This window comes from Kitasatospora sp. MAA19, from assembly GCF_029894125.1.
Taxonomy (GTDB): domain Bacteria; phylum Actinomycetota; class Actinomycetes; order Streptomycetales; family Streptomycetaceae; genus Kitasatospora.
In genome coordinates this window covers 483,190-508,334 of record NZ_JARXYZ010000001.1, presented here as the reverse complement: position 1 = coordinate 508,334, position 25,145 = coordinate 483,190, and the positions used below count along the sequence as shown (strand labels likewise).

Genomic DNA, 25,145 nt, shown 5'->3' with positions numbered 1-25,145 from the left:
CCTCCGATAGCGCGGCTCCCCGCCCGGCCCGCAATGGGCCGCTTCGGCTGGCCCGCTTCGGTGTGACGTTCCTGGGTGTGAGTGTGGTGTCCGGAGTCATGCTGGCAGGCCTCGCCCTGCCCGCCGTCGGCGGCATCGGGCTGACCGCCAAGGGCACGGCGGAGGGCTTCGAGGACATCCCCAACGACTTCAAAACCCCGCCGCTCACCCAGGCGACGCAGATCTTCGACGCCAAGGGCGGCCTGATCGCCAAGGTGTACGAGCGGGACCGCACGGTGATACCCGCCGAGCAGATGTCCCCGCTGATGCGCCAGGCGCAGGTCGACATCGAGGACGCCCGGTTCTACGAGCACGGCGCCGTCGACCTCAAGGGCGTGGTCCGCGCGATCGGCAAGAACGCCGAGAGCGGCACCGCCTCACAGGGCGCCTCGACGCTGACCCAGCAGTACGTGAAGAACGTCAACGTCGAGAAGGCCGGCGAGGACCAGGCCGCCGTCCTGGAGGCGCAGCGCAAGACCCTGGGCCGCAAGATCCAGGAGCTCAAGGTCGCGATCAAGCTGGAGGAGGACCTGTCGAAGGACCAGATCCTCACCAACTACCTCAACATCACGTACTACGGGAACGGCGCCTACGGCGTGGAGGCCGCCTCCCAGCGCTACTTCAGCAAGAGCAACAAGGACCTGACCGTCGCCGAGGCTGCCACCCTGGCCGGGTTGGTGCAGAACCCGTCCCAGTACGACCCGAAGCTGCACCCGCAGGCCGCGCAGAAGCGCCGGGACACCGTCATCGACAAGATGGTCGAGAACAAGCACATCACCGCGGACCAGGCCAAGGAGGCGAAGGCCGCCCCGCTGGGCCTCAACTTCAAGGCCCCGCAGAACGGTTGCATCACCGCCCAGGCCGGCATGGGCTTCTTCTGCGACTACGTCCGGCGCGTGGTCAAGCAGGACCCGGCCTTCGGCCAGAACGCCGCCGACCGCAAGAAGTTCTGGGACCAGGGCGGCCTGAACATCTACACCACCCTCGACCCGGACAAGCAGGCCGCCGCCCAGAACGCGGTGAGCACCAACGTGCGGACCACCGACAGCGTCTCGGCCGCCGCCACCATGGTCGAGCCGGGCACCGGCAAGATCCTCGCCATGGCCCAGACCCGCCCGTACGGCCTGGACACGAACAAGAACCAGACCGTCGTCAACCTCAACGTCGACGCGGCGATGGGCGGCGGCAACGGCTTCCAGCCCGGCTCGACCTTCAAGCCGGTCGTCGCGGCCGCGGCACTGGAGGCGGGCCTGCCGGCGACCCAGGAGTACTCGGCTCCGAACAAGCTCGAGTACCCGACGATGAAGACCTGCGAGGGGACCTGGAAGAACCAGGCCCGGCCCAAGACGGTGGTGCCCAACGAATCCGCGAGCGAGAAGGGCCCCTACCAGCTGAAGCAGGCGATGGCGCTCTCGGTCAACACGTACTTCGTGCAGATGGAGGAGGAGATCGGCCTCTGCGCGGTCAAGCAGATGGCCAACAAGCTTGGCGTGACCAACAAGGCCAGCGGCAAGCCGCTGGAAGAGGTCCCCGCGATGGCCCTGGGTGTGGAGGAGATGAGCCCGCTGACCATGGCCAACATCTACGCGACCTTCGCCGCCCAGGGCACGCACTGCGCCCCGATCGCCATCAACAAGATCACCACCGTGGACGGCAAGGACGTCCCCGTCCCGGCCGGCCAGTGCGAGAAGGCGTTCTCCGACGACACGGCGCGGGCAATGAACACCGTCCTGAACGGCGTGACCGAGAACAACGGCACCGGCGCGGCGCTCAGCCTGGAGGACAACCGGCAGATCGCCGGCAAGACCGGCACCTCGGACCGCAAGCGGGCCGCCTGGTTCAGCGGTTATACCCCGCAGCTCGCCACCTCGGTCTGGCTCGGCGGCCCCGACGGCGGCGTCGAGATGCGCAACATCACCATCAACGGGAAGTACCACACCGAGGTGTTCGGCGCCGACGGCCCCGGACCGATCTGGCGGGACGCCATGAACCAGGCCCTGCGCGGCACGCCCAAGCAGTCCCTGCCGATGGCCGACATCCCCGACCCGGCCCCCAAGACCGACCCCAACGCCAACCAGACCGGCGGAGCCACGCCCCCGGCCGACCCGAACGCCCAGCAGCACTGACAGCGGTCACACCGGCGGCCCCTTGCGAGCAGCAAGGGGCCGCCAGAACGATTCGCTACGCGCCGGGGAGGAGGTGGTCGAACTCGCCGTCCTTCGCCCCCTGGAGGAACGCGGAGAACTTGCGGGCAGTGGTGCGGACGATGACGTCGCCCTCGTCGGACTCGCGGAGTTCGATCAGCCCGGCGACAGTACGTACCTCGACGCATGCGTTGCTTGAGCCGGAGTAACTGGACTTCTGCCATGCGGGGCTATTCATGATTGCCCTCTATCTCCTTCTTGATGGATCGGATGAAGTCTCGCGAGTCCTCTTCCGAGAGGGCTACGGACCCCATGCGGACGAGGATCTCGCGGTAACTTGCCAGGTCGGAGGGAGCGTCGAAGAGTGGGCACCCGAAGCTGATGTCGATCTGCACGGTGTCCAACTCGGGAACCGGGCCCTCCGTGTAGACGAAGTTCTCGCTGGGGCCGGGCAACGACTCGATGCTGAACGGCACGACTCGGACTGAGATCCCCGGACTCTCGGAGTCGTCGATGAGGACACCGAGCTGTTCGGCAAGCGCCTCCGGCCCGCTGAACTGCATGCGTAGTGCGGCTTCATGGATGAACGCCGTGTAGGGCGTCCCACCTGCCCGGATGATCTGCTGCCTCCGCAGACGGAAGGCCAACCGGAGGTCAACGTCAGAGCGCGGAAGTGGCGGGATCGCCCGAGCGAATACTGAAGCCGCATAGGCAGGCGTCTGAAGCAGCCCAGGCATGAAGGTAAGCGAGAAGGTGGAAATCCGCCGGGCATGGGCCTCGATCGCGGCCACATCAAGCAGGTCGGTGGTCAGGTTGCGGCTGTACTCCTCCCACCAGCCGGTCTCCCGCTCCCTGGTCATGGCTTCGAGCGCACCGATCAAGGGTTCGTTGGCACACATGCAGGCCGCCGCGATCTCGCGCAGGCGCTCCGGGGCGACAGCGGACTTCCCGTTCTCCATCTGGGTCACCAGGGCAGGCGTCACCCCGAGCAACCGGGCGAGGTGGCTGCCACCGAAGCCAGCTTGCTCTCGCATCCTCCGCAGTTCGGTGCCAAGACGGCGCTGACGGAGGGTTGGGGTTCGAAGGGCCATGGCGTCCTCTCTGCAAGTCCAGGAGCCAGTGTCCCACTGAAGGAGGAACCTTCCCACATTCGAATTAACTTTAAGAGCGGATGCGCTATGGTCGGTCACAGATCGATCCGACGGATCGTCAGAACTGCCTGTTCCCTGGGCAGTAGACGACTGATCTCTCCACACCGCCGCCTCATGGAGGTTCCCGTGTGCACCCGCAACACCCCCTCGCTCACCCTCACCCGACAGGCCCTCCGGGACGCCCTGACCCGCTCCGGCTGGGACCCCGAGACCATCTTCAACGCCGAACTCGCCCTCTCCGAGCTGCTCGTCAACGCCTGGCGCCACGGCGCCACCCCCGCGCCCGTCGTCTACTTCTCCCTCCTCGGCTGCACCCTCCGGGTCTGCGTCTCGGACGAGAACGACGCGATCCCCCAGGAGCAGACCCCCGCCGGCACCGCCGAGACCGGCCGAGGCCTCCAGCTCATCGAAGGCCTCACCCACCGCTGGGGCGTGGACCCCCAGAAGCGCGGCAAAATCGTCTGGTATGAGCTGGACTCCGCCGCGTGAGCACCGCCCGCGAACCCATCGCGCCGGACGACCCCCGGATGCGCGACTACACCCAGCCCCAACTCATCGCCCTGCTCGGCGAGGTGCACCGGCGCGGACGCTCCTACGGCCTCCTCTGGGGTTCCGCCTTCCCCCACGAGACCACCCTCGACGGCCGGATCCTCGTCGACTTCGGCAACGCCCCCGTGAGCACTCTGCTCAACCTCCTCCACCTGCTCCGCGACGCCGAACGGAACGAGGCGTGGGGGTGATGAGCTTCCTGGTCGGTGCGGCCCTCGTCTTCCTGCTCGCGCTCGCGATCGTCATCGTGGCCCTCGGTGTGATCGCGACGCTCAGGATGCCGCGCCCCGACGACCGCGACGAACAGCGCTGAGCACATGCGAAGGCCCTCGCCCCAGGGATGGGCGAGGGCCTCGCGGGCGTCCGGGGCTGCGGGGTCAGCCTCCGGACGAGTTCCTGGCGCCGCCCGCACCGCCGAAGCCGCCACCGAACCCGCCCCCGCCAGCGGCCGCGCCTTCGACGAGCTGACTGGCCGCGTAGCCGCCGTTGGCGTCGGGGGTGCCGACGACGGTCACGCTCTGCCCGGGCTGCAGGTCGGTGACCTTGCCGTCCTTGTTGAGCTGGACCTTCGTCGCGTCGCCGGTGGTGACCTTGACGGTGTTGCCGTTGGCGTCGGTGAGGTAGACGGTGCTGCCGTCGACGGCCTTGACCGTGCCCCGGGTGAAGCCGGGCTGGCCGCCCTGGCCCTGAGCACTGCCCTGCCCCTGGCCACCCCCACGGCGCGAGCCGTTCTGCCCGCCGCCGCCCTGCCCGTACCCGGAGGCGGGACGCTGAGCAGCACCGGCGGCAGCGGCAGCGGCGGGCCGGGAGGACTTCCCGCTGGAACCCTGCCCCTGCTGGTACCAGACGCCGCCCGCGAACGCGCCCGTGGCGATCACACCGCCGGCCAGGACCAGCGAGAGCCACGGCAGCTTGCGGCGCGGCGGCGCGGCCAGTTCGGCGGTGACGTCCCGGGCGTCCGGCGGGGTGGCGAGCAGCGCGACCTGCTCGGCCGGGCTGCTGACCGTCGCGATCTCTTGACTCATGGAAGGTCCTACTCGTGCCGGAGGGCGTCGATCGGCCGCAGCGAGGCGGCCCGGTTGGCGGGGTAGCTGCCGAAGAACAGCCCGATGGCGACGGCGATGCCGAACGCGCCGAGCACGGACTCGGGGATCACCACCGGCTTGATGCCGACGATGCTGAAGTGCGAGCCGGCGATCCCGACGGCCACCCCCAGCCCGGCGCCGAGCACCGAGAGCAGGGTGGACTCGGTCAGGAACTGCCCGAGGATCACCGCGCGCGGGGCGCCGAGCGCCTTGCGGATGCCGATCTCCCTGGTCCGCTCGGTGACCGTGACCAGCATGATGTTGGTGATGCCGATCCCGCCGACCAGCAGCGAGATCGCCGCGACCGCGCCGAGCAGCACCGTGAAGGTCTTGGTGGTGCTCTCCCGGGCGGTGAGCAGCGAGGCCTGGTTGGTGATCCGGAAGTCGGCCTTGGTCGGGTCGGTGATCGCGTGGGTGCCGAGCAGCACCCGGGTGACCTCTGCCTGGGCCGCGGTCGTGGTGTCGGCCGAGTTGGCCTGCACCAGGATCTGGTTGACCGGGCCGAACCCGGTGAACACGTTCTGCACGGTGGGCAGCGGGGCGATCACCACGTCGTCGGGGTCGGTGAAGCCCGTCCCGCCCTTGGCCTCCAGCACGCCGACCACGGTGAACGGGGTCCCGCCGAGGACGATCCGCTTGCCGACCGGGTCCTCGGTGGCGAACAGCTGCTTGGCGGTGGTGGCGCCGAGCACCGCGACCTTGCGCGAGCCGAGCACGTCGTCGTCGGTGAAGTACTCGCCGTGCGCGACCTTCTGGTTGGCGGTCTCGAAGTACGCCGGGTAGGTGCCGACGATCGAGCCGGGGCTGTATGAGATGTCCCCGTACAGCGCGGTGCCGCTGGTGGTGACCACCGGGGCGACCGACCTGATCGCGGTCGAGTCGGTGTCGGCGGCCAGCGCCTTGGCGTCGGCGACCGTGAGCTTCTTCGCCGAGCCGGCGCCGCGCGCCCCGCCGTACGCCGAACCGGCGCTGACGGTGAGCGAGTTGGTGCCGAGCGAGGTGATCGACTCCTTGACCGCGACCGAGGAGCCGTTGCCGACGGCCAGCAGCAGGATCACCGAGGCGACGCCGATCAGCACCCCGAGCATGGTGAGCGCCGAGCGCACCTTGTTGGCGGCCAGGCCGCCCGCCGCGAAGCGGAGCATCTGCCAGAGGATCACGCCGTCACCCCCAGGTCGCGCAGCAGCGGCGGCGGCCCGTCCACCGGGGCCTGCCGGACGTCGTCGACGATCCGGCCGTCGACCAGCCGCAGCACCCGCTTGGCGTGCCGCGCGACCTCGTCCTCGTGGGTGATCAGGACGACCGTGCGGCCGGTGGCGTTGAGCGCGTCGACGAGGTCGAGCACCTCCTCGGTGGAGCGGCTGTCCAGGTTGCCGGTCGGTTCGTCGGCGAGCAGCATCGCGGGCGCGGTGACCAGCGCCCGGGCCACCGCGACACGCTGCTGCTGGCCGCCGGAGAGCTGGTTGGGCCGGTGCCCGGCGCGCTCGGCGAGGCCGACCAGCGAGAGCGCGGCCAGGGCCCGGCGGCGCCGTTCGGCGGCCCGGACGCCCGCGTAGGCGAGCGGCAGCTCGACCTGGGCGAGCGCGGTGGTGCGCGGGATCAGGTTGAAGGACTGGAAGACGAAGCCGATCTTGCGGTTGCGGACCAACGCGAGCTGCCCCTCGTCGAGGTGGCCGACGTCGATGCCGTCCAGCAGGTAGCGGCCGGCGGTCGGGACGTCCAGGCAGCCGAGGATGTTCATCAGGGTGGACTTCCCGGAGCCGGAGCTGCCCATCACCGCGACGAAGTCGCCCTGCTCGATGTCCAGGCTGACGCCGAGCGGGCCGCCGGTGGCCGGGTCCTCCGGGCCGTGCAGCGCGTGCACGACGGCGTCGCCGTGCCCGTACGCCTTGGTGATCCGGCGCAGCTGGATGACCGGCGGGGGCGCCGCCGGGACGCGCTTGTCGATGACGTGACGCATGCTCAGCCCTTACCGCCCCGGCCGGCCCCGCCGCCGCCGTTGCCACCGCCACCGCCACCGACGCCCGCCAGGCCGCCGCCGGCCCCGCCGCCCCGGCCGCCGCCCGCGCCGCCGAGGCCCGGGAAGGAGGCGTTCGGGAAGCCGTTGCCGCCGCTGGTGGTGGGGAGTTCGACCTTGTCGCCCTCCTTCAGCCCGGAGAGCACCTGCACCGTGCTGTCGCCCTCGACGCCGACCCCGACGGTGACCCGCTCGCTGGAGCCGTCCGGGTGCACCACGGTCGCGGTGCGGCTGGTGCCGGTGCCGGAGAGCGCGGAGGTGGGCAGCGAGAGCGCGCTGTCCGCCTCGCCGGTGATCACCTGGACGGTGGCGCTGAGGCCGGTGCGCAGCGTGCTGGTGTCGCCGCCGAGTTGCAGCGTGGCGGCGTACTGGACGGCCGTCGATCCGGCGCTGCCGCCGCTGCTGCTGGGCAGCGAACTGACCGACAGGACGGTGGCGTTGAGCTTGGTGTCGGACTGCGCGTTCAGGGTGACGGTGGCCGCCTCGCCCTTCTTGAGCTTGAGCGAGTCCAGCTCGGAGAAGTTGGCGGTGACCTGCATCCCGGTCGGGTTGGTCAGCACGATGAAGCCGCTCGGCGTACCGCTCGAACCGGTGCTGCCGGTGCTCGACTTGGCGGCCGTCCCGGTGGAGCCGGAGGAGCCGGACGAGCCGCCGCTGCCGACGGTGTCGCCGACCTTCGCCGAGACGGCCGCGACGGTGCCGTCCACCGAGGCGGTCAGGGTGGTGCCGGTCAGCGCCGCCTGGGCGTTGGCGAGGGTGGTCTGCGCGGTGGCGACCTGCTGCTGGGCCTGGGCGACGGCCGCGTCGTCGACCTTGGTGGTGGTGATGGTGGTGGTCTGCGGAGCGGGCGTGCTGTTCGCGCCCGCTCCGCGTTCCCCACCACCGCCGTTGCCGCCGGCGCCGGAGGTCGCACCCGGCAGCGGCTCGGTGGTCGTGGTGGTGACGCCGGTCTGGGCCTTGGTGAGGTTGGCGTTGGCCGTGGTGAGGGCCGCCTGGGCGGCGTCCACCTGCTGCTGGGCGGCCGTGGTGTCGACGGTGGCGAGCACCTGGCCCTTCTTCACGGCGTCCCCGACCGCGACCTTGACCGAGGTGAGCCGGCCGCCGGTGGCGAAGTCCTGGGCCGCGTCGGTCGGTGAGACCAGGGTGCCGGTTCCGGACACGGTGGCCAGGACCGTTCCCTTGGCCACGGTCGCGGTCCGGACCGGGGTCTTGCCTGCGGCGGCACTGGTGCCGCCGTTCACGGTGGCGTACACCAGGGCGGCACCGCCCAGGAGAGCCACGCCGAGCGCGGAGTTGACGAGGACGACGCCTCGCCGTCGCGGGAGCACCTTCATGCCGGACAGCTTTCCTGGGCGCTCTTGCGGAGCCCTGGGCGCGGGCTGGGAGAAGACTGACCGAGCGGATCAGGGCATTCCGGATATACCGCCCCGTTCACGCGGGCACCTTGGCCGCGCCGTGGGCAGTCGTTGGCCGAACTCCCAGCGGGCTCCCAGGGATCCCCAGCCATCCGGCAGCACCCCGGGCCCCACCACCGAAGACCCCGGAAACGCCGCCGGGGCGCACCGCGAACGGTGCGCCCCGGCGGAAACGGGAGGGGTCAGAGCGTCTTGCGGAACGCCTCGGCCACCGAGAGGAAGATCGAGTTGCCCTCGGCCTCGCCGATCGAGATCCGGACGCCCTCCGGGAACGGCCGGACGATCACCCCGGCCTCGGCGCACGCGGCGGCGAACTCCTGGGAGCGCTCGCCGAGGCCCAGCCAGACGAAGTTGGCCTGCGAGTCCGGGATCTCCCAACCCTGGGCGCGCAGCCCGGCCACCACCCGGGCGCGCTCCTCGACCAGCGCGTCCACCCGCTCCAGCAGCGCCTGCTCGGCGCGCAGCGAGGCGACGGCGGCGTTCTGGGCGAGCTGGTTGACGCCGAACGGGACGGCGGTCTTGCGCAGCGCGTTCGCCACCGGCTCGTGCGCGATCGCGAAGCCGACCCGCATGCCCGCGAGGCCGTACGCCTTGGAGAAGGTGCGCAGCACGCAGACGTTCGGGCGGTTCCGGTAGAGGTCGACGCCGTTGGGCACCTCGGGGTCGCGGATGAACTCGATGTACGCCTCGTCGACGACCACCAGGACATCGGCCGGGACGGCGTCCAGGAAGCGCTCCAGCTCGGCGCGGTGGATCACGTTGCCGGTGGGGTTGTTGGGGTTGCAGACGAAGACCAGCCGGGTCCTCGGGGTGATCGCGGCGAGCATCGCGTCCAGGTCGTGGTCGCCCGCCTCGGTGATCGGCACCGGGACGGGGGTGGCGCCGGCGACCTGGGTGATGATCGGGTACGCCTCGAAGGAGCGCCAGGCGAAGACCACCTCGTCGCCGGGGCCGGCCGTGGCGAGGATCAGCGACTGGGCGACGCCGACCGAGCCGGTGCCGGTGGCGATGTGCTCGACGGGCACGCCGAAGCGCTCGGCCAGCACCTCGGTCAACTCGCCGACCGCCATGTCCGGGTAGCGGTTGAGCGAGCCGGCCGCGGCGACCGCCGCCTCCAGCACGCCGGGCAGCGGGTCGTAGGGGTTCTCGTTGGAGGACAGCTTGTAGGCGTCGGCGCCGGCCGGCTTGCCGGGCTTGTAGGTGGGGATGCCGTCCAGGTTCGGCCGCAGCCGCGGGCCCTGCGCTGACGTACCAGTACCAGTCACGGTCCTACTCCTTCTCGATGCTCTCTCCGGTGCGGTGCTCCGGTGCCGATGCCCCGGTACCGGTGCTCCGGTGCCGATGCCCCGGTGCGATGCCCCGGTGCGATGCTCCAGTGCCCGATGCGATGCTCTGGTGCGATCGCCCCGCCACCCGTGGGATCGCCACCGTGCCCGGACTCTCGGAACGCGCCCGGACCACCCCGGTCGGGTGCCTTGAACGATACCGACCACCCTCACCCGTAGGGGTGAGATACCCGGTCGGGTGACGAGTGCAGATCAGCCATTCTGCCGGGTTCCTTTGGCACATGTCAGAGGTAAGAAGGCTGGTTTCGTGCGGGTATCGAAGGGGCGCACCCCGGCTCACTCTTGGAGAAACGTATCTCCAAGGGCTCCCGATGCGCCGGTCACAGACCCTTGTCAGGAGCCATACGATCGGTCCGCCATGACAGCAGCAGCCAACCAGAGCGGTCGGCGTCCCACCACCTCACGGCGTCTGGAGCGGGCCGGCATCCGGGATGTGGCAGCAGCCGCCGGAGTGTCGATCACCACCGTCTCCGACGCGCTGAACGGAAAGGGCCGCCTGCCCGACGAGACCCGCAGCCGGGTGCGCGAGGTCGCCGAGCGCCTCGGCTACCGCCCCTCGGCAGCCGCCCGCACCCTGCGCACCGGACGGTCCGGCCTGATCGGGCTGACCGTCACGACCTACGGCGAGGAACCGTTCACCTTCACCGAGTTCGCGTACTTCGCCGAGATGGCCCGGGCCGCCACCAGCGCCGCCCTCGGCCGCGGCTATGCGCTGGTGGTGCTGCCCGCCTCCTCCCGCCACGACGTCTGGGGCAACATCGCCCTGGACGGCACCGTGGTGATCGACCCGCCCGACCAGGACCCGCTGGTCAGCGAGCTGTACCGGTCCGGCGTCCCGGTCGTCAGCGACGGCAAGCCGGGCAACTGCCCGGTCACCGCCTGGGTCGACAACGACCACGAGGCCGCCGTGCTCGGCATCCTCGACCACCTCTCCGAGGCCGGCGCCCGCCGGATCGGCCTGCTCACCGGCACCAGCACCGACACCTACACCCGGCTCTCCACCGAGGCCTACCTCGGCTGGTGCGCCAAGGTCGGCCAGGAGCCGGTCTACGAGACCTACCCCGCGCACGACCCGGCCGCCGGCGCCGTCGCCGCCGACCGGCTGCTCGCCCGCCCCGACCGGCCCGACGCCGTCTACGGCCTGTTCGACCCCAACGGCACCGACCTGCTCGCCGCCGCCCGCCGCTACGGCCTGCGGGTCCCCGACGACCTGCTGCTGGTCTGCTGCAGCGAGAGCGACGTCTACGCCACCACCGAGCCGCCGATCACCACGCTCTCCCTCAAGCCCCGGCGGATCGGCACCACCGTGGTCAACCTGCTCATCGACGCCATCGAGGGCGTCGACTCCGGGACGGGCGTCGACATCGCCCGGCTCTTCCCGCCGCGCTTCCGCACCGCCGGCACCGGCCCGCCGCCGGGCACCCTGATGCCGACCGAACTGATCGTCCGCGCGTCCTCCCAGCGCCGGAGCCCGCGCACCACCGTCAGCCCTCCCCGGCCCCCGGGCGAGGTCTAGACCATACCGAGCCGGGACAAAACGGACCTTGCGGGACGGCCCGGCTGACGCTCCGGAGGATTGGATACCCACCAGGTGACGACGCCGGGAGAGTGGTCTTCCTATGATGGGCGAATGACACCCGAGGACCGCTTCCCCGGGCCTGAACACCCCGACTCAGGCCCCCGCCACCAGCCGGACCTCGACGTGCTGCCCTACGGCACCTACTACGAACCGGAGTCCGCCCCCGGCTACGGCGGCGCGCCGTACGAGGCGGAGACCTACAGCGGCTACGGCGGCGCCCGCTACCTGGAACAACACTGGCCCTCCGACGGCCAGGGCCACACCGTGCACGCCCCGGAACAGGGCCAGGAGTTCTCCCCCCAGGACCACCCCGCGCACGCCCCGGCAGGCCAGGAGTTCTCCCACCAGGACCACACCGTGCACGCCCAGGAGTTCGCTCAGCAGGACCACCCCGGCTACGAGCCGACCCTGCCCGACCAGCCCTCCCCCGCCCTCCAGGTCCCCGGCCGCGACGACCCGCCGACCATCGAACTCGGCCCGCCGCTGCCCGATCCCGCCGCACCCACCTACCCGTACCCGGCCCCCGGCCCCGGCGAGCCCCCCGGCCCGCTCTACGTCGTCGGCGACGTGCACGGCTACCTGGAGGAGCTGCGCGCCGAGCTGCGCCACCAGGGCCTGATCGACGCCGACGGCCACTGGTCCGCCGGCCGCTCCCGGATCTGGTTCCTCGGCGACTTCACCGACCGCGGCCCCGACGGCATCGGCGTCATCGACCTCGTGATGCAGCTCGCCGCCGAAGCCGCCGCCGCCGGCGGCTACTGCCGGGCCCTGATGGGCAATCACGAACTCCTCTTCCTCGGCGCCGCCAGGTACGGCGACGAACCCGTCCAGTCCACCGCCGGCACCGCCTCCTTCCTCGCCGCCTGGCGGCTCAACGGCGGCCAGCAGCACGACCTGGACCGCCTGGAGGCGCACCACATCAGCTGGCTCTCCCGGCTGCCCGCCATCGCGCTGGAGGACGGCCACCTGCTGCTGCACTCCGACACCACCGCGTACCTGGAGTACGGCGAGTCCATCCCCGACGTCAACGACGCCGTCCACGGCCTGCTCGCCGACGAGGGCGTGGACGAGTGGTGGGACTGCTTCCGCCGCTTCACCAAGCGCTTCGCCTTCCGCGGCGACGCCGGCCCGACGGCCGTCCACGAGCTGCTCGACACCTACGGCGGCACCCGGGTCGTGCACGGGCACAGCCCCATCCCGTACCTGACCGGCGCGGTGCACGCCGACGACGGCGTGCCGCCGCACATCCCCGGCCCCTACGTCTACGCGGACGACCTCGCGGTGGCCATGGACGGCGGCGTCACCATGGAAGGGCGCCTGCTCGTCGCCCGACTGCCCGTCAACTGAGGCCACACCCGGGGACCGTACCGAACGGATGTTCCCGGCGCCCGGGCCGCCGCACGCGCGCGGTCCGGGGCGCGAAATTCCGGAAACCGACTGTCAGCACGGCCACGCCCGCCCCTACCATGAGGCACACCACACCCGGCCGCCCGTCCGGCGGCCCGCCTCCGCGCCCGTTTCGGCGTCCCTGAGGGTCCAGCGGCCCCCTGGGGCGGAGCGAACGGGGTCCGCACGAACGGGGTCCCCATGACCAACCCCCCGCCGCTGCTCGCCGAGGACCGCCCGGAATACGAGCGACTCCTCGCCGAAGCCCTGCGCGACCGCACCATCCTCACCGCCCTGCGCGCCCCCGGCGCGCTCACCGCCGACCAGCTGCGCATCCGCGCCCTGCGCGACGCCGACGCCATCGCCGCCGCGGCCACCACCGAGTACCTCCACTACACCCGGCTGCGCGAGAGCCTGCGCGCCACACCCCCGCCGCCCGAAGGCACCGAGCCGATCGCCCCCGGGCTGCTCACCCAGCTGCGCTCCGCCAACGGCGGCGCCGGGCTCTTCCCCGTCCTCACCGTGCTCACCCCGATCCTCGCCTGGACCGCCGCCCTGGTCCTGCTGCTCCTCGGTTACCTGCTGCGCGCCGCCAACCCCGACCTCACCCTCGCCCGCTCCCTCGTCACCGCCGGCTGGGCCGCGCTCGCCGCCGGGGTCGCCGCGATGGCCGTCGGCATCATCGGGCTCGTCCTCACCGCCATACGCGACGGCGCCGCCGCCCCGGCCGGCACCGACCCCGAACTCGCCGCCGAACTCGCGGACGCCCACCGCGAGTGGCGCGCCGCGCTGCGCGACCGCGGGCTGCTCCCCTACCTGCACGCCAACCTGCCCGCCGTCCCCGGCGCCGGGCGAGCCGGACCGGACTTCAGCAGCCCCGACTTCAGCAGCCCCGACTTCAGCGGGCCCGGTTACAGCTCCCCGTCCTTCACCAGCCCCGGCCCCGACGGCCCGACCGGCCCCGAAGGCCACGAGCCGCGCCCGGCCGCCTTCACCACCCCCGACTTCACCGGCCCCGGCTACAGCTCCCCGTCCTTCACCAGCCCCGACGACGTCACCTGAGCACCGGGGCCGCCGTCGGCCGACCGGCCGACAGCCGCTCGGTCAGCAGCCCTTCGCCCAGCGGACGCTCGGCCAACAGCCGTTCGGCCAGCGCCTGCTGACCACGCGCCAGCCACCGCACCGGCCAGCGCAGCAGCAGGTACAGGCAGAGACCCCAGCCGGCCGCGTGCACGGCCCACACCCCGGCCATGGTCGGGCCACCCCAGGCGTGGTGGTAGTCGGTGCCCAGGTACCAGAGCGGGTAGCCGAAGTTCCGCACCGAGTTGAACAGCGCGTACCCCACCAGCAGGAACGCCGCCGCGTCCAGCGGCAGCCCGAGCACCGCCCGGCCCAGCACCCGGCCGCCGGTCCAGCCCCGACCGCCGGACACCCGCGCCTGCCACCGGGAGGCCCGCCCGGGCTGCCCGGCCACCACCAACGCCGCTCCCACCGCGCCGGTCGGCAGGGCCAGGAGGGCTCGGGCAGCAGTGGCGGTCTGACGGCGGATCGCGGACATCTTCGGGTTCCTCACCCTCGTTCGGCTGTTGGAGCCACCCTCGCTCGCCACCGCCCGACCGGTCGTCACACCGCAGAGCCGGATCCACCCTCATACCCCGGTGCTACGACGGGCCGCCCGCTGAACCCCCATCGCCTCCGGGGGCCGCCCCCACCCCCGATCCGGGTGCGCCCACCATCCCCCTCGCCCCGCCGCCCCGCCGCCCCGCCGCCCCGGCAGGCTGGAGCACCGGCAGGCTGGAGCACCGGCGACGGCCGTCGAGCCGTCGCCGTGCTCGTCGCGGATCTTCTGACTGATCTTCATCGAGCAGAACTTCGACGAAGGCACCACTGGGACGGTTCACCGGCGCGCCCGGTGCCCGGCCTGACGGTCGAGACCTTGGCGCGCGCCCCGGGCGGCGGTGAGTTGGCGCACCAGTTGATGGAGGGAGACGACGCCGGTGATCGGGGGCAGCCCGGCGACGACGACGGCGGACAGCGTCCAGGAGGCGCCGGCGACGCACAGTCCGGCCGCGAGGCCGGCGAAGAGCACGACGACGACCCAGGAGTGGAACGGCTGACGTCCGTGCTGGACGGCGCGCAGGACCGACAGACAACCCGCGAGCCACGGTCCGTAAACGACCACCGGCCACAACTGCGACAGTCCGTGCGGCACGCTTGAGAACGCCAGTTCCTGCAAGGGGCCGTAGGAGAACACCCAGCCCAGTACGCAGGCCGCGGTCACCGTCACCGCCGTCAGTGCGCCGAACACGGAGCTGATCAGGTGGGGCCAGGCCGGGCGGGGAAGAGCAGACCGCCGGCGATGCCGAGAGGCCGACGGGCCGACCGGTCGACCGGCCCCGGGCGAGCCGGACGGGTCGACCGGTGCTCGCGGAGGCGGCACGAACGCCGTCTCGTCCTCCCAATTGCCGGCCGATGTGACGATGGAGTTGAACGCCTGCGCCTCGCCGCACGCGAGGCCGAGGTCATGGGCGAAGCCGCCGTCGTACCAGTCGTCCGCCGGACGGGTCGCCTCGCGGACCCGGTCACGGGGCGTGGTCCATGCCTCGCCATCCGGCTCGCCGTAGCCACGGTCCCCGTACGGGCCGAGAAGCCCGGTCACACGGTCGTACACGGCATGCTCCCCACGCGGTCGCCTGGCTGCGGCCTGATCCGGTCCCCGGCCCGGGCCCGTGCCGGGGATCTCGGTGCGACCGGCGGCGTCATGATTCGTCCGAGAAGAGCAGGGAGCCGATCCGCGTGGCGAAGTCGCTCTCCAACTGGCTGATCTTCCGTACGAGGTCGGCCAACGGGCGCGAGGTGTACGACAGGACGACGCGCTCGCCGTTGCGCGACAGGTAGCCGGTGGACACGTCGCCCACGGCGTTCCGGCGGTCGGGGACGAAGAGCCATGTCCCGAGCGGGGCGACCGGCTCCCGCACGGGAGGTGACGAGGCGTAGGGCAGGCATGGTGAAGTCACGGGTTCATCAACGAGAAGCGGCGGGTTCGGTTCTTACGACATCCGGGCGTCGTTCCATATTCGATACCGGAGATGCTCCACAAAATTACCCAGGGGGGAGGCGCGAGGGGTGAATCTTTTTCCGTCGACCACAGAACGCACCCACATAGGCAGAGCGAAGGTAATTCTATACTCGCCATCGACGCTGCTCTCCGAAAATCCCCACGTAAAACCATGACAAGAGAAACGTTTCTCCTCTTTGTGAGGTGCTATGTTTCCAGCTTGCCCTTGGCATATTCATCGACTTGCGCCGGACCGACTTCGACCCTGGGAGGCTTCTTGCTCAGCTGGAAGGAATATCTGGAAGCGGTTAGGCTTCATCGCCAAGGATGGTCGATAATCAGGATCTCCCGACACCTCGGGCGTGATCGGAAAACGGTGAGGTCCTACCTTCACGGCGACCGGACCCCGGGCATCCGAATTTCTTCCCAGGACGACTTCCTCCAGTTCCTGCCGTACTGCCGCCAGCGCCTTGCGGAGGACCCGCACCTTGCCGCGACCGTCCTCTTCGACGAGATCGTCGACCTCGGCTATGCGGGCGCCTATTCGACGCTCACCCGGGCCCTGCGGAGACACCAGGCCCGGCCGCGCTGCGAGCAGTGCCAGGATGCGGCTACGGCCGCGAGCAGCCGATCCCCTTCCGAACGGAGCGAGGTGGCCGTCGAGTTCGACTGGCTGCGGCTTCCCGAGCCGCCGGCGGGTTGGGGCTACGGCAACCGGGCGTGCCTGCTACTGGGCTCGCTCACCGGCACGGGCGTCGGCAACGGCATCGGCCGTTGGTCAGTAGCGCTGGCGGAGGACCAGGAACTGCCCCACCTCGTGGAAGCCGTCGACCTCGTGCTGAGACGGCTCGGCGGTACCGCCGGGTGCTGGCGGTTCGGCCGGACGCCGACCGTGTGGTGCCCGCGGACCGACCGGGTGACACCGGCGTTCGGGCAGGTGGCCAGACACTACGGCGTGCGCGTCGAGTGTCGCCTGCCGACCGACCACCGTTCGTACACGCGCCGGGCCCTGGACGAGGCACTCCGCGCCTGGTGGCGCGCGGTGACGAACGACAGCACCCTCCAGGACGCCTGGCACAGCCTGGGCCGGTTCACCGCGCGCCTGAACACCCGGGGCGGGAACACCGACGACGCACGCCCTGCGGTCGGCAGCCCGCACACAGGCACCAGAGCACTTCGGGAGCTGCCCGCCACGCCCTACCCGGTCCGCGTCCGCGCCCGCCGTACCGTCACCGCCCAGGGCCTGGTGCCCTTCCGCGGCAACTTCTACGCCATCCCGGACCACCTGGCCGGCGCCCCGGTGGAGGTCCACCAGCGCCTCGACCAGCCCCACCTGTCCGTCGCCACACCCGCCGGAGCCGTCATCGCCCGCTGCCTGCTCGCCCCGGCGGGGGCCGGGCTGACGGTCGTCGATCCCAGCAGCGCCATCGCCGTACTGGAGCGGCACCCGACACCGGCGTCCACCGACGCCCCGTTCTGCCGACGGAACACACCGCGTCCGCCGTCCCCGCAGGCCCTGGCCGAAGCCGACGCGTTGCGCGCCCGGCTCGGAGTCCCGCCCACCCGCCAGCCCGGCGAGGAGCCGAACACCGCGACGCCGCGGGTGCCTGCCCAACGGGACCGCCCGGCCGACAACGCTGGAAGCTGAGCGACCGTCGCGCGCTTCACCGGCGGTGGCGACGTCGTAGACGGTGTACGGCCCGACCGCCCACTGCACGCCGAGCCACGTCGGCGGGCCGAACTTCCCCGGCTCTGAAGGAGCACCGTACCGGCAGAGAAGCCCCGAAGGACGCGACGGGGTGTTCTCCGGGAATCCCGGGCATCCCACGACAGCACCCCGTCGTGCGGCAGTGATCAGTCAGCGAGCGGGAGGTAGACCCGGTTGCCTCGCTCCGCGAACTCCTCGGACTTGGCCTGCATCCCGGCCAGCGCCTCGGCGTCGAAGCCGCTGGAGACGGCCGTCGAGCCGTCGCCGTGCTCGTCGCGGATCTTCTGACTGATCTTCATCGAGCAGAACATGAACCGAACCGGGATAGTCCGCCTCGCCAGCGCAATCGACACCGAGTCTGCGGCTGCCTGGTCAAGTTGGGCACTTCAGGCCGCGCATGGGGGCGATCGGTGCGCCCGACGGAGACATCACTGGTGGCTGACTGATGGATGATGCTCGAACAAGCCGACGGAGCGCTGTTCCGAGAGGCCTGAACAGCCTTGCGGAACAGCGCCCGTCAGCTGACACGTCAGTCCGGCGGCGGGAAGTGGACCCGCTCGGGACGCTCGACGCTCATCCCTGCGAGGGCTAGTGCCGGCGGCGGGCTGCGGCTCGTCCGCTACGCCTCACGAGGATGAGGACCGCGCCTCCCAGGGCGATGGCGGCCGCCGAACCAACCGCCATGCCAATCGATGTGCCGGAGCCAGTGGCGGCTAGTGCCTGCCCGGCCTCCTTCGGATGTCCGGCCGGTCCACCCTGCTCGTGACCGCCCTGGCCGTTGCCGTGGTTGCCCTGTCCATTCCCGTGATCACCTTGCTCATGGCCACCTTGCTCATGACCGCCCTGCTCATGGCCACCTTGCTCATGACCGCCGTGCTCATGGCCACCTTGCTCATGACCACCGTGCTCATGGCCACCTTGCTCATGACCGCCGTGACCGCCGTGACCGCCGTGACCGCCGTGACCGCCTGGATGCTGGGGCGGCCCTGCCGGACCGGCGGGGCCAGGAGGGCCAGCAGGGCCGGCGGGCCCGGCAGGCCCGGGCGAACCGTTTGCACCGGGCGAGCCATTGGCACCGGGCGAACCGTTTGCACCGGGCGAACCGTTTGCACCGGGCGAACCGTTTGCACCGGGCGAACCGTTTGCACCGGGCGAGCCATTGGCACCGGGCGAACCGTTTGCCCCCGGCAAGCCATTGGCACCAGGCGAGCCATTGGCACCGGGCAAGCCATTGGCACCAGGCGAGCCATTGGCACCGGGCAAGCCATTGGCACCGGGCAAGCCGTTTGCACCGGGCGAACCATTGGCACCGGGCAAGCCATTGGCGCCAGGAGCACCCGGTGCGCCGTTGGGACCGGGAGCACCCGGAGCGCCCGGCGAACCGTTAGGACCAGGCGCACCATTAGAACCGGGGGCACCCGGGGCGCCGTTCGGACCGGGAGCACCCGGAGCGCCCGGCGAACCGTTAGCACCAGGCGCACCATTAGGACCAGGAGCACCGGGGACGCCAGGAGCACCCGGAGCGCCGTTCGGACCGGGAGCACCCGGAGCGCCCGGCGAACCGTTAGCACCAGGCGCACCATTAGGACCGGGAACACCCGGAGCGCCCGGCGAACCGTTAGGACCAGGCGCACCATTAGGACCAGGTGCACCCGGAGAACCGGCAGCACCCGGAGGGCCGGCAGGCCCACTCGGTCCAGGCGGACCACTCGGTCCAGGCGGGCCGACGGTGCAGGCCGCCCGCGTGATGGTGTTGTCGTCGAGCGTGACGGCGCCGTTGCGCGCCAGGGCGCGACCTTCGATCACCGAGGCGTGGTTCACACTGATGGACGTGAGGGCCAGGATGTTGCCCTTGAAGAAGGAGTTGACGTCGATGGTGGCGGAGCTACCCACCTGCCAGAACACATTGCAGGGCTGTGCTCCGTTGACCAGGCTGACGACGCTCGACGGAGCCGTGATCAAGGTGGAGCCGATCTGGAAGATGAAGACGGCGTTCGGGTCTCCCATGGCGTCGAGCGTGACGGTCCCGGTGAGGTTCAGCGACGAGCTCGCCTTGTAGACGCCGGGCGTCAGCGTCAGTCCGCCGATGTCGCCGGGAGAGGTCAGGATGGCCGTGGGGGCCCGACCGGCGGCGTCGTTGTAGGCGATGACCAGGTCGGACTGGGCCTGCACAGCCTGCGCGTCGTTGACGTGCTGGACCCCGTTCACGGTTCCGGGCGGAAAGCCCGTGACGCTGGTGCCCGGGAAGAGCCCCAGGTCGCCGTTGATGGTGCTGGAGCCGGTGTTGGTGACGGTTGAGCCCGCCAGGACCGCATAGCTGGTGTCGGTCCCCAGCCCCACTGGTGCCGCTGCGGCATGCGCGGGACTCGTGACCAGACCGGCCGACGCAAGCAACGTCAATCCGGACAGCAGGACGGACGCCCCCGCGAGTCGAGAGCGTTTACGCCCTCGTCCTGGTGGGGCGGACAACATGGCATCGACTGCCATAGGACAAAGACCTTTCTTGTCGCCACTGAACTCCGTCACCCGAAGAGGGGATTCAGAGCACCGCTGGTGAGTTCCCGGTCCGGCAACACGCCCTCGCACTCGCGCCGGAGGGGCCACGAAAAGCGACTGCCAGCCAGGCGAAGTGATGGGGAGTCACCGACTCGCTACACCGTGCTACGACAACATAAAAAGAAGAGCCTGGTAAAGATGCAACGGAGTGATGCACCAGCGCCGATCGCGGAATTTCCCCCGCTCCAGCATGTCGTTCGCCTGCATGCCGAATGCCGGGCTCCCTCCGCGTCCGCCGTCCGCCGCCGGCTGCCCAGGCCGTCACCGGCGCCACAGCAGTAACGTTTTTCCTCTTGGCCACGTCCCGGCGGCGCTGCGCCGGACACCCCTTCCGGGATCCCAGCCCATCGCCCTCGGCACCTGCCGCCAGTCGGCGAGCGGGAGGTGGACCCGGCCTCCTGGGCCTTGAACTCCTCGGACATGGCCCGCATGCCGGCCACGGCCTCGGCGTCGAACTCGGTGGCCACCACGGTGGAGCCGTCGCCGCGCTCGTCGCGGATCTTCTGACTGATCTTCATCAAGCGGCATCGGCTGATCCGCTGCCTGCCTGATCTATTGAGAGAACCCGCACATGGCGGCACGCGAAGAGTTGATCAAGACACTCCGGGGGACTCCGCCGAGGGCTGTCCGATCCACGGCATGATGGCCGACAACGACGACCGGCTCTACCGGCGCCCCGATCAAGGGACTCGTCGGTGTGGCGATGTCCCGGCACACGTCCTCATCCCGCTCGAAGACCGGAAGATCAGTGGCCGGTCGGTGAACGGCCCCAGCACCCCATGGCCGGGCACCTGAGCTGACAACATACGGGCGGCCGTTCCAGGGCATCAATCCCCGGAACGGCCGCCCGTACGGTTTGCGGTGTCAGTCGGCGAGCGGGAGGTACACCCGGTTGCCGTGCTCCGCGAACTCCTCTGACTTGGCCTGCATGCCGGCCACGGCCTCCGCGTCGTACCCGGTGTCCACGGCGGTGGAGCCGTCGCCGTGCTCGTCGCGGATCTTCTGACTGATCTTCATCGACGACAACTTCAGTCCGAAACCGGCACATCGCGTCTGAATGCGCCGACGTGATGCCTTCTGGGCGGCATCGGGGCGCGACTCGGGGACGGTTCGGCGTGCCGTGGCAAGGTCAGCGCCGCGGGTAGACGAGGACCGGGCCGATGCCGGTGTCGGTGCCGAAGACCGCGGCGTCCGCACCGATCAGGTCCGGGACGAGTGTCCCGGCCGGGAGCGCGGATGCCTGGCCGGTGGCCAGGACGACCGAGGTCGGTGTATCGCTCAGGCCGCCGGTGTTCTGGTCGGGTGTCTTGGCGTTGCCGTACGCCGTTCCGTCCTTGTCCACCGTGGTCAGTTGAACGGGGTTGCGGGCGCCGGTCGCCTCGAAGCAGTAGCCCTTCTTCGCCTGCAGGTCGAAGACCGCGAAGTCGGCGATCAGGTAGCGGCCGTCGGACGACAGTCGGGGCGTGGCCTTCTTCCCCGTGCACTCGACCGTGGCGAGCACTTGGCCGGTCCCGCCGTCGTGCACGGCCCAGACGGACCTGTCGTTGTCGTGCCCGGTGGGCGGCCACGCGGCCACGACATGGCCATCGGGTGATCCGTAGGCCGTCACTGTGCTGGAGCCCACGATGGCGCTCGCCCCTGCGGGTACCACGTCGCCGCTGAACCAGCCGCCGAGCGCCCAGAAGGCGCCCCGGCCCTGAACCAGCGGGCCGGCCGGGGTCAGCGCTGTGACGCCCGTACTGGTGTTGCAGGAGCCGAAGTCCAGCTCGCAGGGCTTGGGGGCGTTCAGGGCGGCGTTGTTCCGGTCGTACGTGGTGACCTGGCCCGAGAGCACGTCCACCACGGCCGTGGACCGGCCCAGTTGCACCGCGGTGAGGCCGCCGTCGCGCTGAACGCCGTAACCGGTGGCCTGGTCCGGGACCGTGGTCTCCTTGACCGGCGCCGCCTCACCGCTGGACGCCGTGTCGTACGCGGCAAGCCGTGTGACGCCGCTCGCCCGGTTCACGCCGTCCCCGCCTTCGCTACCCGTGACCGCGAGGACCGCGTATTCCTTACCGGCCTTGTGCGTGACGAACACCATGGCGTCGGCGTCCAGGCTGTCGCGCGTGGGATTCGCGACCGGCTTGCTCCGCCAGCGGATCGCGCCGGTCTTCGCGTCGTAGGCGAGGACGCTCGCGGTCTTCGTGTCCTCGGAGATCGAACGGAACAGGATCAGTCCCGCGTCGGATGCGACAGCCGGACCACGCAGGTTCCCGTCCTTGCCCGCCTCGACCTCCCATCCCCTTGTACTGTCGAACGCCGCCGGAATCGGTTTGGCCGGCGCGGCAGACCGGGACGGCACGGCGGACTGGGACGGCACGGCAGCCGAGGTCTGCGTCCGGGACTCCTTGGGATCACCTGGACCCGACGAACCTCCACACGCGGTGAGTGAGAGTGCCGCGAGCGTCACGAACGCTCCCGCCTTCGCCACTGACCTGACCATGCGATTCCCCCAAAACCAGCTCTGCGCAGCCACTATGACGGTACGACAGGTTTCCCATTTCCAGCACGGAGAACCGTCCCACCATGGCAGCACCCGGCCGCCCGCCTCGTCCACGGGATTTCGGGTGCCCGGAGGCAGCCCCGGAGACAGCAGAGCGCCGCCCCGAGGTGATCGGGGCGGCGCTCAGGTGTCCTGGGTCAGTCGGCCATCGGCAGGTAGACCTTGTTCCCCTGGGCCTTGAACTCCTCGGACATGGCCTTCATGCCCTCGACGGCCGCCTCGTCGTACTCCGGCGAGGCCTGACCCTGGCCGAATTGCTCGTTGATGCTTTTGCTGATCTTCATCGAGCAGAACTTCGGGCCGCACATGGAGCAGAAGTGGGCCGTCTTGGCGGGTTCGGCGGGGAGGGTCTCGTCGTGGAAGGCGCGGGCGGTCTCCGGGTCGAGGGCCAGGTTGAACTGGTCCTCCCAGCGGAACTCGAAGCGGGCGTCGGACAGGGCGTCGTCCCAGGCCTGGGCGCCGGGGTGGCCCTTGGCGAGGTCGGCGGCGTGGGCGGCGATCTTGTAGGTGATCACGCCGGTCTTGACGTCGTCGCGGTTGGGCAGGCCCAGGTGCTCCTTGGGCGTGACGTAGCAGAGCATCGCGGTGCCCCACCAGGCGATCATGGCGGCGCCGATGCCCGAGGTGATGTGGTCGTAGCCGGGGGCGACGTCGGTGGTGAGCGGGCCGAGGGTGTAGAACGGCGCCTCGTCGCAGATCTCCTTCTGGAGATCCATGTTCTCCTTGATCTTGTTCATCGGGACGTGACCCGGGCCCTCGATCATCACCTGGACGTCGCGCTCGCGGGCGATCCGGCCGAGCTCGCCGAGGGTCTGCAGTTCGGCGAACTGCGCCTCGTCGTTGGCGTCCGCGATGGAGCCCGGACGCAGGCCGTCGCCGAGCGAGAAGGTGACGTCGTAGCTCGCGAGGATGTCGCAGAGCTCCTCGAAGTTCGTGTAGAGGAAGTTCTCCTGGTGGTGCGCCAGGCACCAGGCGGCCATGATCGAGCCGCCGCGCGAGACGATGCCGGTCTTGCGGCGGGCGGTCAGCGGGACGTACCGCAGCAGGACGCCGGCGTGGACGGTCATGTAGTCGACGCCCTGCTCGCACTGCTCGACGATGGTGTCCCGGTACACCTCCCAGCTCAGCTCCTCGGCCTTGCCGTCGACCTTCTCCAGGGCCTGGTAGAGCGGCACGGTGCCGATCGGCACGGGGGAGTTGCGCAGGATCCACTCGCGGGTGGTGTGGATGTTGCGGCCGGTGGAGAGGTCCATGACGGTGTCGGCGCCCCAGCGGGTGGCCCAGGTCATCTTCTCCACCTCCTCCTCGATCGAGGAGGTGACGGCGGAGTTGCCGATGTTGGCGTTGATCTTCACCAGGAAGTTGGTGCCGATGACGGCCGGCTCCACCTCGGGGTGGTTCACGTTGACCGGGATGACGGCCCGCCCGCGGGCCACCTCGGCCCGCACGTACTCGGGGGCGAGGCCCTCCCGCAGCGCCACGAACTCCATCTCGGGGGTGACCACGCCCCGCCTGGCATAGGCGAGTTGGGTGACGGCGACACCACCGCGGCCGCGCAGCGGACGGCGCGGGCGGCCGGGGAACACCGCGTCCAGGTTGCGCAGGTTTCCGCCGCGCGGCGAGGTGTGCTTGATCCCGTCGTCCTCGGGGCGCGCCTCGCGGCCGTCGTACTCCTCGACGTCGCCGCGCTGGCGGATCCAGGCGTCGCGCAGGGCGGGCAGGCCGCGCCGCACGTCGGGCGCGTAGGCCTGGTCGGTGTACGGGCCGGAGGTGTCGTACAGCGGGACGGTCCGGCCGTTGGTGAGCTGCACCTCGCGGTACGGGACCCGCAGGTCGGGCCGGGACCCCTCGCGGTAGGCCTTGCGCCAGGCCGGGGTCGGGTAGCCGGTGCCCGCGCTGGTGACGGCGCTGTTCCGGGCAGACTGCGGCTGTGCTTCGAACGTGGTCATCTGACCTCTACTCCCTACGCCGGCATTACCCGGTCAGGTTCCTGCGGTCGACGCAGCCGTCGGTCCGTCCGTCGACGTCCCGGTCAGCGCCCTCTCAGCCCGGTGCTCCGAGCTCCCGCGTCCACAGGCGGTGTTGCCTGCACACGACGCCCAACACGGTAGCGAGCCGATCGCCGCAGGTCCAGAGGGGGTCCACGGAGGGGATCCGACAGCCGGTGGCAGCACGCCGAAACGCCCGAGGCCCGGCACCCCGCGACGGGGTGCCGGGCCTCGGGCGTTCCCTCAGCCCTTGGCGGCCTTCTTCACCAGGACCACCACGGCGGCCGCGATACCGACGACCACCAGCACCTTGATCACTATGCTCAGCAGCGCGCCGACGACGCCGAAGACGAATCCCACGATGTTCCAGAGCAGCACCAGGACCAGCACCGGGATGACGATGTTGCGCACCCAGGCGGGCAGCGACTTCCAGAGCTCAGCCATGTCTGTTCCTTCTCTCCCCGTGGGGTCGGCTGCCGTCCGGTGCCGCATCCCGCTTGCTTCGGTACTTCGATCGTACGGTGGCGCCAGTGCCGTAACGAGGCCCGACGGCCCGGAGAGAACCCCTAGATCACCCCGACC

Annotated in this window: 24 protein-coding genes, 1 pseudogene and 1 riboswitch; of the genes and pseudogenes, 8 read left to right on the top strand and 17 right to left on the bottom strand. The window is 70.7% G+C overall.

Going from position 1 to position 25,145, the window contains the following annotated elements; genetic code table 11:
* Nucleotides 1-77: 77 nt before the first annotated feature.
* On the top strand, nucleotides 78-2,165 hold the full coding sequence (locus tag P3T27_RS02270; protein ID WP_280673964.1) for a transglycosylase domain-containing protein: 2,088 nt from the start codon (nucleotides 78-80) through the stop codon (nucleotides 2,163-2,165).
* Between the two features lie 55 nt (nucleotides 2,166-2,220).
* Here P3T27_RS02270 and P3T27_RS02265 read toward each other — a convergent pair whose 3' ends face one another.
* On the bottom strand, nucleotides 2,221-2,421 hold the full coding sequence (locus P3T27_RS02265; RefSeq protein WP_280673963.1) for a DUF397 domain-containing protein: 201 nt from the start codon (nucleotides 2,419-2,421) through the stop codon (nucleotides 2,221-2,223).
* Nucleotides 2,414-3,274 carry a helix-turn-helix transcriptional regulator gene (locus P3T27_RS02260; protein WP_280673962.1) on the bottom strand — a complete coding sequence of 287 codons (861 nt, stop codon included), beginning with the start codon at nucleotides 3,272-3,274 and terminating at the stop codon, nucleotides 2,414-2,416. Before P3T27_RS02260 ends, P3T27_RS02265 begins: the two co-directional genes overlap by 8 nt.
* Nucleotides 3,275-3,460: 186 nt before the next feature.
* Here P3T27_RS02260 and P3T27_RS02255 point away from each other — a divergent pair, with 186 nt between their 5' ends.
* The 3 genes from P3T27_RS02255 to P3T27_RS02245 are packed head-to-tail and all read left to right on the top strand — an operon-like array spanning nucleotide 3,461 to nucleotide 4,196.
* Nucleotides 3,461-3,823 (top strand): ATP-binding protein, encoded by a 363-nt coding sequence (locus P3T27_RS02255; RefSeq protein WP_280673961.1) that lies wholly within the window; start codon nucleotides 3,461-3,463, stop codon nucleotides 3,821-3,823.
* Complete coding sequence (locus P3T27_RS02250) at nucleotides 3,820-4,074, top strand: hypothetical protein (protein WP_280673960.1); 255 nt, start codon at nucleotides 3,820-3,822, stop codon at nucleotides 4,072-4,074. Before P3T27_RS02255 ends, P3T27_RS02250 begins: the two co-directional genes overlap by 4 nt.
* On the top strand, nucleotides 4,065-4,196 hold the full coding sequence (locus tag P3T27_RS02245) for a hypothetical protein (RefSeq protein ID WP_280673959.1): 132 nt from the start codon (nucleotides 4,065-4,067) through the stop codon (nucleotides 4,194-4,196). Before P3T27_RS02250 ends, P3T27_RS02245 begins: the two co-directional genes overlap by 10 nt.
* Before the next feature lie 64 nt (nucleotides 4,197-4,260).
* Here P3T27_RS02245 and P3T27_RS02240 read toward each other — a convergent pair whose 3' ends face one another.
* From P3T27_RS02240 to hisC, 5 genes are all read right to left on the bottom strand, one after another.
* Nucleotides 4,261-4,908, bottom strand: a complete 648-nt coding sequence (locus P3T27_RS02240) for a DUF5666 domain-containing protein (RefSeq protein ID WP_280673958.1) — start codon at nucleotides 4,906-4,908, stop codon at nucleotides 4,261-4,263.
* Nucleotides 4,909-4,916: 8 nt separating this feature from the next.
* The gene (locus tag P3T27_RS02235) at nucleotides 4,917-6,128 is read right to left on the bottom strand and encodes an ABC transporter permease (RefSeq protein ID WP_280673957.1); all 1,212 of its coding nucleotides are present in this window, start codon (nucleotides 6,126-6,128) and stop codon (nucleotides 4,917-4,919) included.
* Nucleotides 6,125-6,928 carry an ABC transporter ATP-binding protein gene (locus P3T27_RS02230; RefSeq protein WP_280673956.1) on the bottom strand — a complete coding sequence of 268 codons (804 nt, stop codon included), beginning with the start codon at nucleotides 6,926-6,928 and terminating at the stop codon, nucleotides 6,125-6,127. The genes P3T27_RS02235 and P3T27_RS02230 overlap by 4 nt, the downstream gene beginning before the upstream one ends.
* 2 nt (nucleotides 6,929-6,930) lie before the next feature.
* Nucleotides 6,931-8,319 (bottom strand): biotin/lipoyl-binding protein, encoded by a 1,389-nt coding sequence (locus P3T27_RS02225; protein ID WP_280673955.1) that lies wholly within the window; start codon nucleotides 8,317-8,319, stop codon nucleotides 6,931-6,933.
* A gap of 263 nt (nucleotides 8,320-8,582) precedes the next feature.
* The gene (gene hisC, locus P3T27_RS02220; protein ID WP_280673954.1) at nucleotides 8,583-9,665 is read right to left on the bottom strand and encodes a histidinol-phosphate transaminase; all 1,083 of its coding nucleotides are present in this window, start codon (nucleotides 9,663-9,665) and stop codon (nucleotides 8,583-8,585) included.
* A 439-nt stretch (nucleotides 9,666-10,104) separates the two neighbouring features.
* On the opposite strand from hisC, the gene P3T27_RS02215 reads away from it, so the two are divergent.
* The 3 genes from P3T27_RS02215 (at nucleotide 10,105) to P3T27_RS02205 (ending at nucleotide 13,773) form a co-directional block, all read left to right on the top strand.
* The gene (locus P3T27_RS02215) at nucleotides 10,105-11,262 is read left to right on the top strand and encodes a LacI family DNA-binding transcriptional regulator (protein ID WP_078879728.1); all 1,158 of its coding nucleotides are present in this window, start codon (nucleotides 10,105-10,107) and stop codon (nucleotides 11,260-11,262) included.
* A gap of 114 nt (nucleotides 11,263-11,376) precedes the next feature.
* The gene (locus tag P3T27_RS02210; protein ID WP_348534045.1) at nucleotides 11,377-12,672 is read left to right on the top strand and encodes a metallophosphoesterase; all 1,296 of its coding nucleotides are present in this window, start codon (nucleotides 11,377-11,379) and stop codon (nucleotides 12,670-12,672) included.
* Between the two features lie 240 nt (nucleotides 12,673-12,912).
* Nucleotides 12,913-13,773: a hypothetical protein gene (locus tag P3T27_RS02205; RefSeq protein WP_280673953.1), complete on the top strand. Its 861-nt coding sequence runs from the start codon at nucleotides 12,913-12,915 to the stop codon at nucleotides 13,771-13,773.
* Here P3T27_RS02205 and P3T27_RS02200 read toward each other — a convergent pair.
* The 3 genes from P3T27_RS02200 to P3T27_RS02190 all read right to left on the bottom strand — a co-directional run bounded on the left by P3T27_RS02200 (nucleotide 13,766) and on the right by P3T27_RS02190 (nucleotide 15,728).
* On the bottom strand, nucleotides 13,766-14,269 hold the full coding sequence (locus P3T27_RS02200) for a hypothetical protein (protein ID WP_280673952.1): 504 nt from the start codon (nucleotides 14,267-14,269) through the stop codon (nucleotides 13,766-13,768). The two genes, P3T27_RS02205 and P3T27_RS02200, sit on opposite strands and share 8 nt — an antisense overlap.
* A 339-nt stretch (nucleotides 14,270-14,608) precedes the next feature.
* Nucleotides 14,609-15,382, bottom strand: a complete 774-nt coding sequence (locus P3T27_RS02195) for a DUF2637 domain-containing protein (protein WP_280673951.1) — start codon at nucleotides 15,380-15,382, stop codon at nucleotides 14,609-14,611.
* An 88-nt stretch (nucleotides 15,383-15,470) separates the two neighbouring features.
* A complete protein-coding gene (locus tag P3T27_RS02190) occupies nucleotides 15,471-15,728 on the bottom strand; it encodes a hypothetical protein (protein WP_280673950.1) in 258 nt (85 codons plus the stop codon).
* Nucleotides 15,729-15,800: 72 nt separating this feature from the next.
* On the opposite strand from P3T27_RS02190, the gene P3T27_RS02185 reads away from it, so the two are divergent.
* Nucleotides 15,801-17,417: an IS21 family transposase gene (locus tag P3T27_RS02185; RefSeq protein WP_348534044.1), complete on the top strand. Its 1,617-nt coding sequence runs from the start codon at nucleotides 15,801-15,803 to the stop codon at nucleotides 17,415-17,417.
* A gap of 206 nt (nucleotides 17,418-17,623) precedes the next feature.
* Here P3T27_RS02185 and P3T27_RS02180 read toward each other — a convergent pair whose 3' ends face one another.
* From P3T27_RS02180 to P3T27_RS02150, 7 genes and pseudogenes are all read right to left on the bottom strand, one after another.
* A complete protein-coding gene (locus P3T27_RS02180; protein ID WP_280673949.1) occupies nucleotides 17,624-17,776 on the bottom strand; it encodes a thiamine biosynthesis protein ThiC in 153 nt (50 codons plus the stop codon).
* 414 nt (nucleotides 17,777-18,190) lie between these two features.
* The gene (locus P3T27_RS02175; protein WP_280674122.1) at nucleotides 18,191-18,571 is read right to left on the bottom strand and encodes a hypothetical protein; all 381 of its coding nucleotides are present in this window, start codon (nucleotides 18,569-18,571) and stop codon (nucleotides 18,191-18,193) included.
* A 709-nt stretch (nucleotides 18,572-19,280) separates the two neighbouring features.
* Nucleotides 19,281-19,949 (bottom strand): annotated as a pseudogene (locus P3T27_RS02170) (ice-binding family protein); the annotation flags it as partial.
* A 948-nt stretch (nucleotides 19,950-20,897) separates the two neighbouring features.
* Nucleotides 20,898-21,050, bottom strand: a complete 153-nt coding sequence (locus tag P3T27_RS02165; protein WP_280673948.1) for a thiamine biosynthesis protein ThiC — start codon at nucleotides 21,048-21,050, stop codon at nucleotides 20,898-20,900.
* 112 nt (nucleotides 21,051-21,162) lie between these two features.
* Complete coding sequence (locus tag P3T27_RS02160) at nucleotides 21,163-22,629, bottom strand: hypothetical protein (protein ID WP_280673947.1); 1,467 nt, start codon at nucleotides 22,627-22,629, stop codon at nucleotides 21,163-21,165.
* An 83-nt stretch (nucleotides 22,630-22,712) separates the two neighbouring features.
* Nucleotides 22,713-24,524: a phosphomethylpyrimidine synthase ThiC gene (thiC, locus tag P3T27_RS02155; RefSeq protein WP_280673946.1), complete on the bottom strand. Its 1,812-nt coding sequence runs from the start codon at nucleotides 24,522-24,524 to the stop codon at nucleotides 22,713-22,715.
* A riboswitch (TPP riboswitch) is annotated at nucleotides 24,519-24,653 on the bottom strand. Its footprint overlaps the gene before it by 6 nt.
* Nucleotides 24,654-24,806: 153 nt before the next feature.
* Nucleotides 24,807-25,007, bottom strand: a complete 201-nt coding sequence (locus P3T27_RS02150) for a DUF5326 family protein (RefSeq protein ID WP_280673945.1) — start codon at nucleotides 25,005-25,007, stop codon at nucleotides 24,807-24,809.
* Between the last annotated feature and the right edge of the window lie 138 nt (nucleotides 25,008-25,145).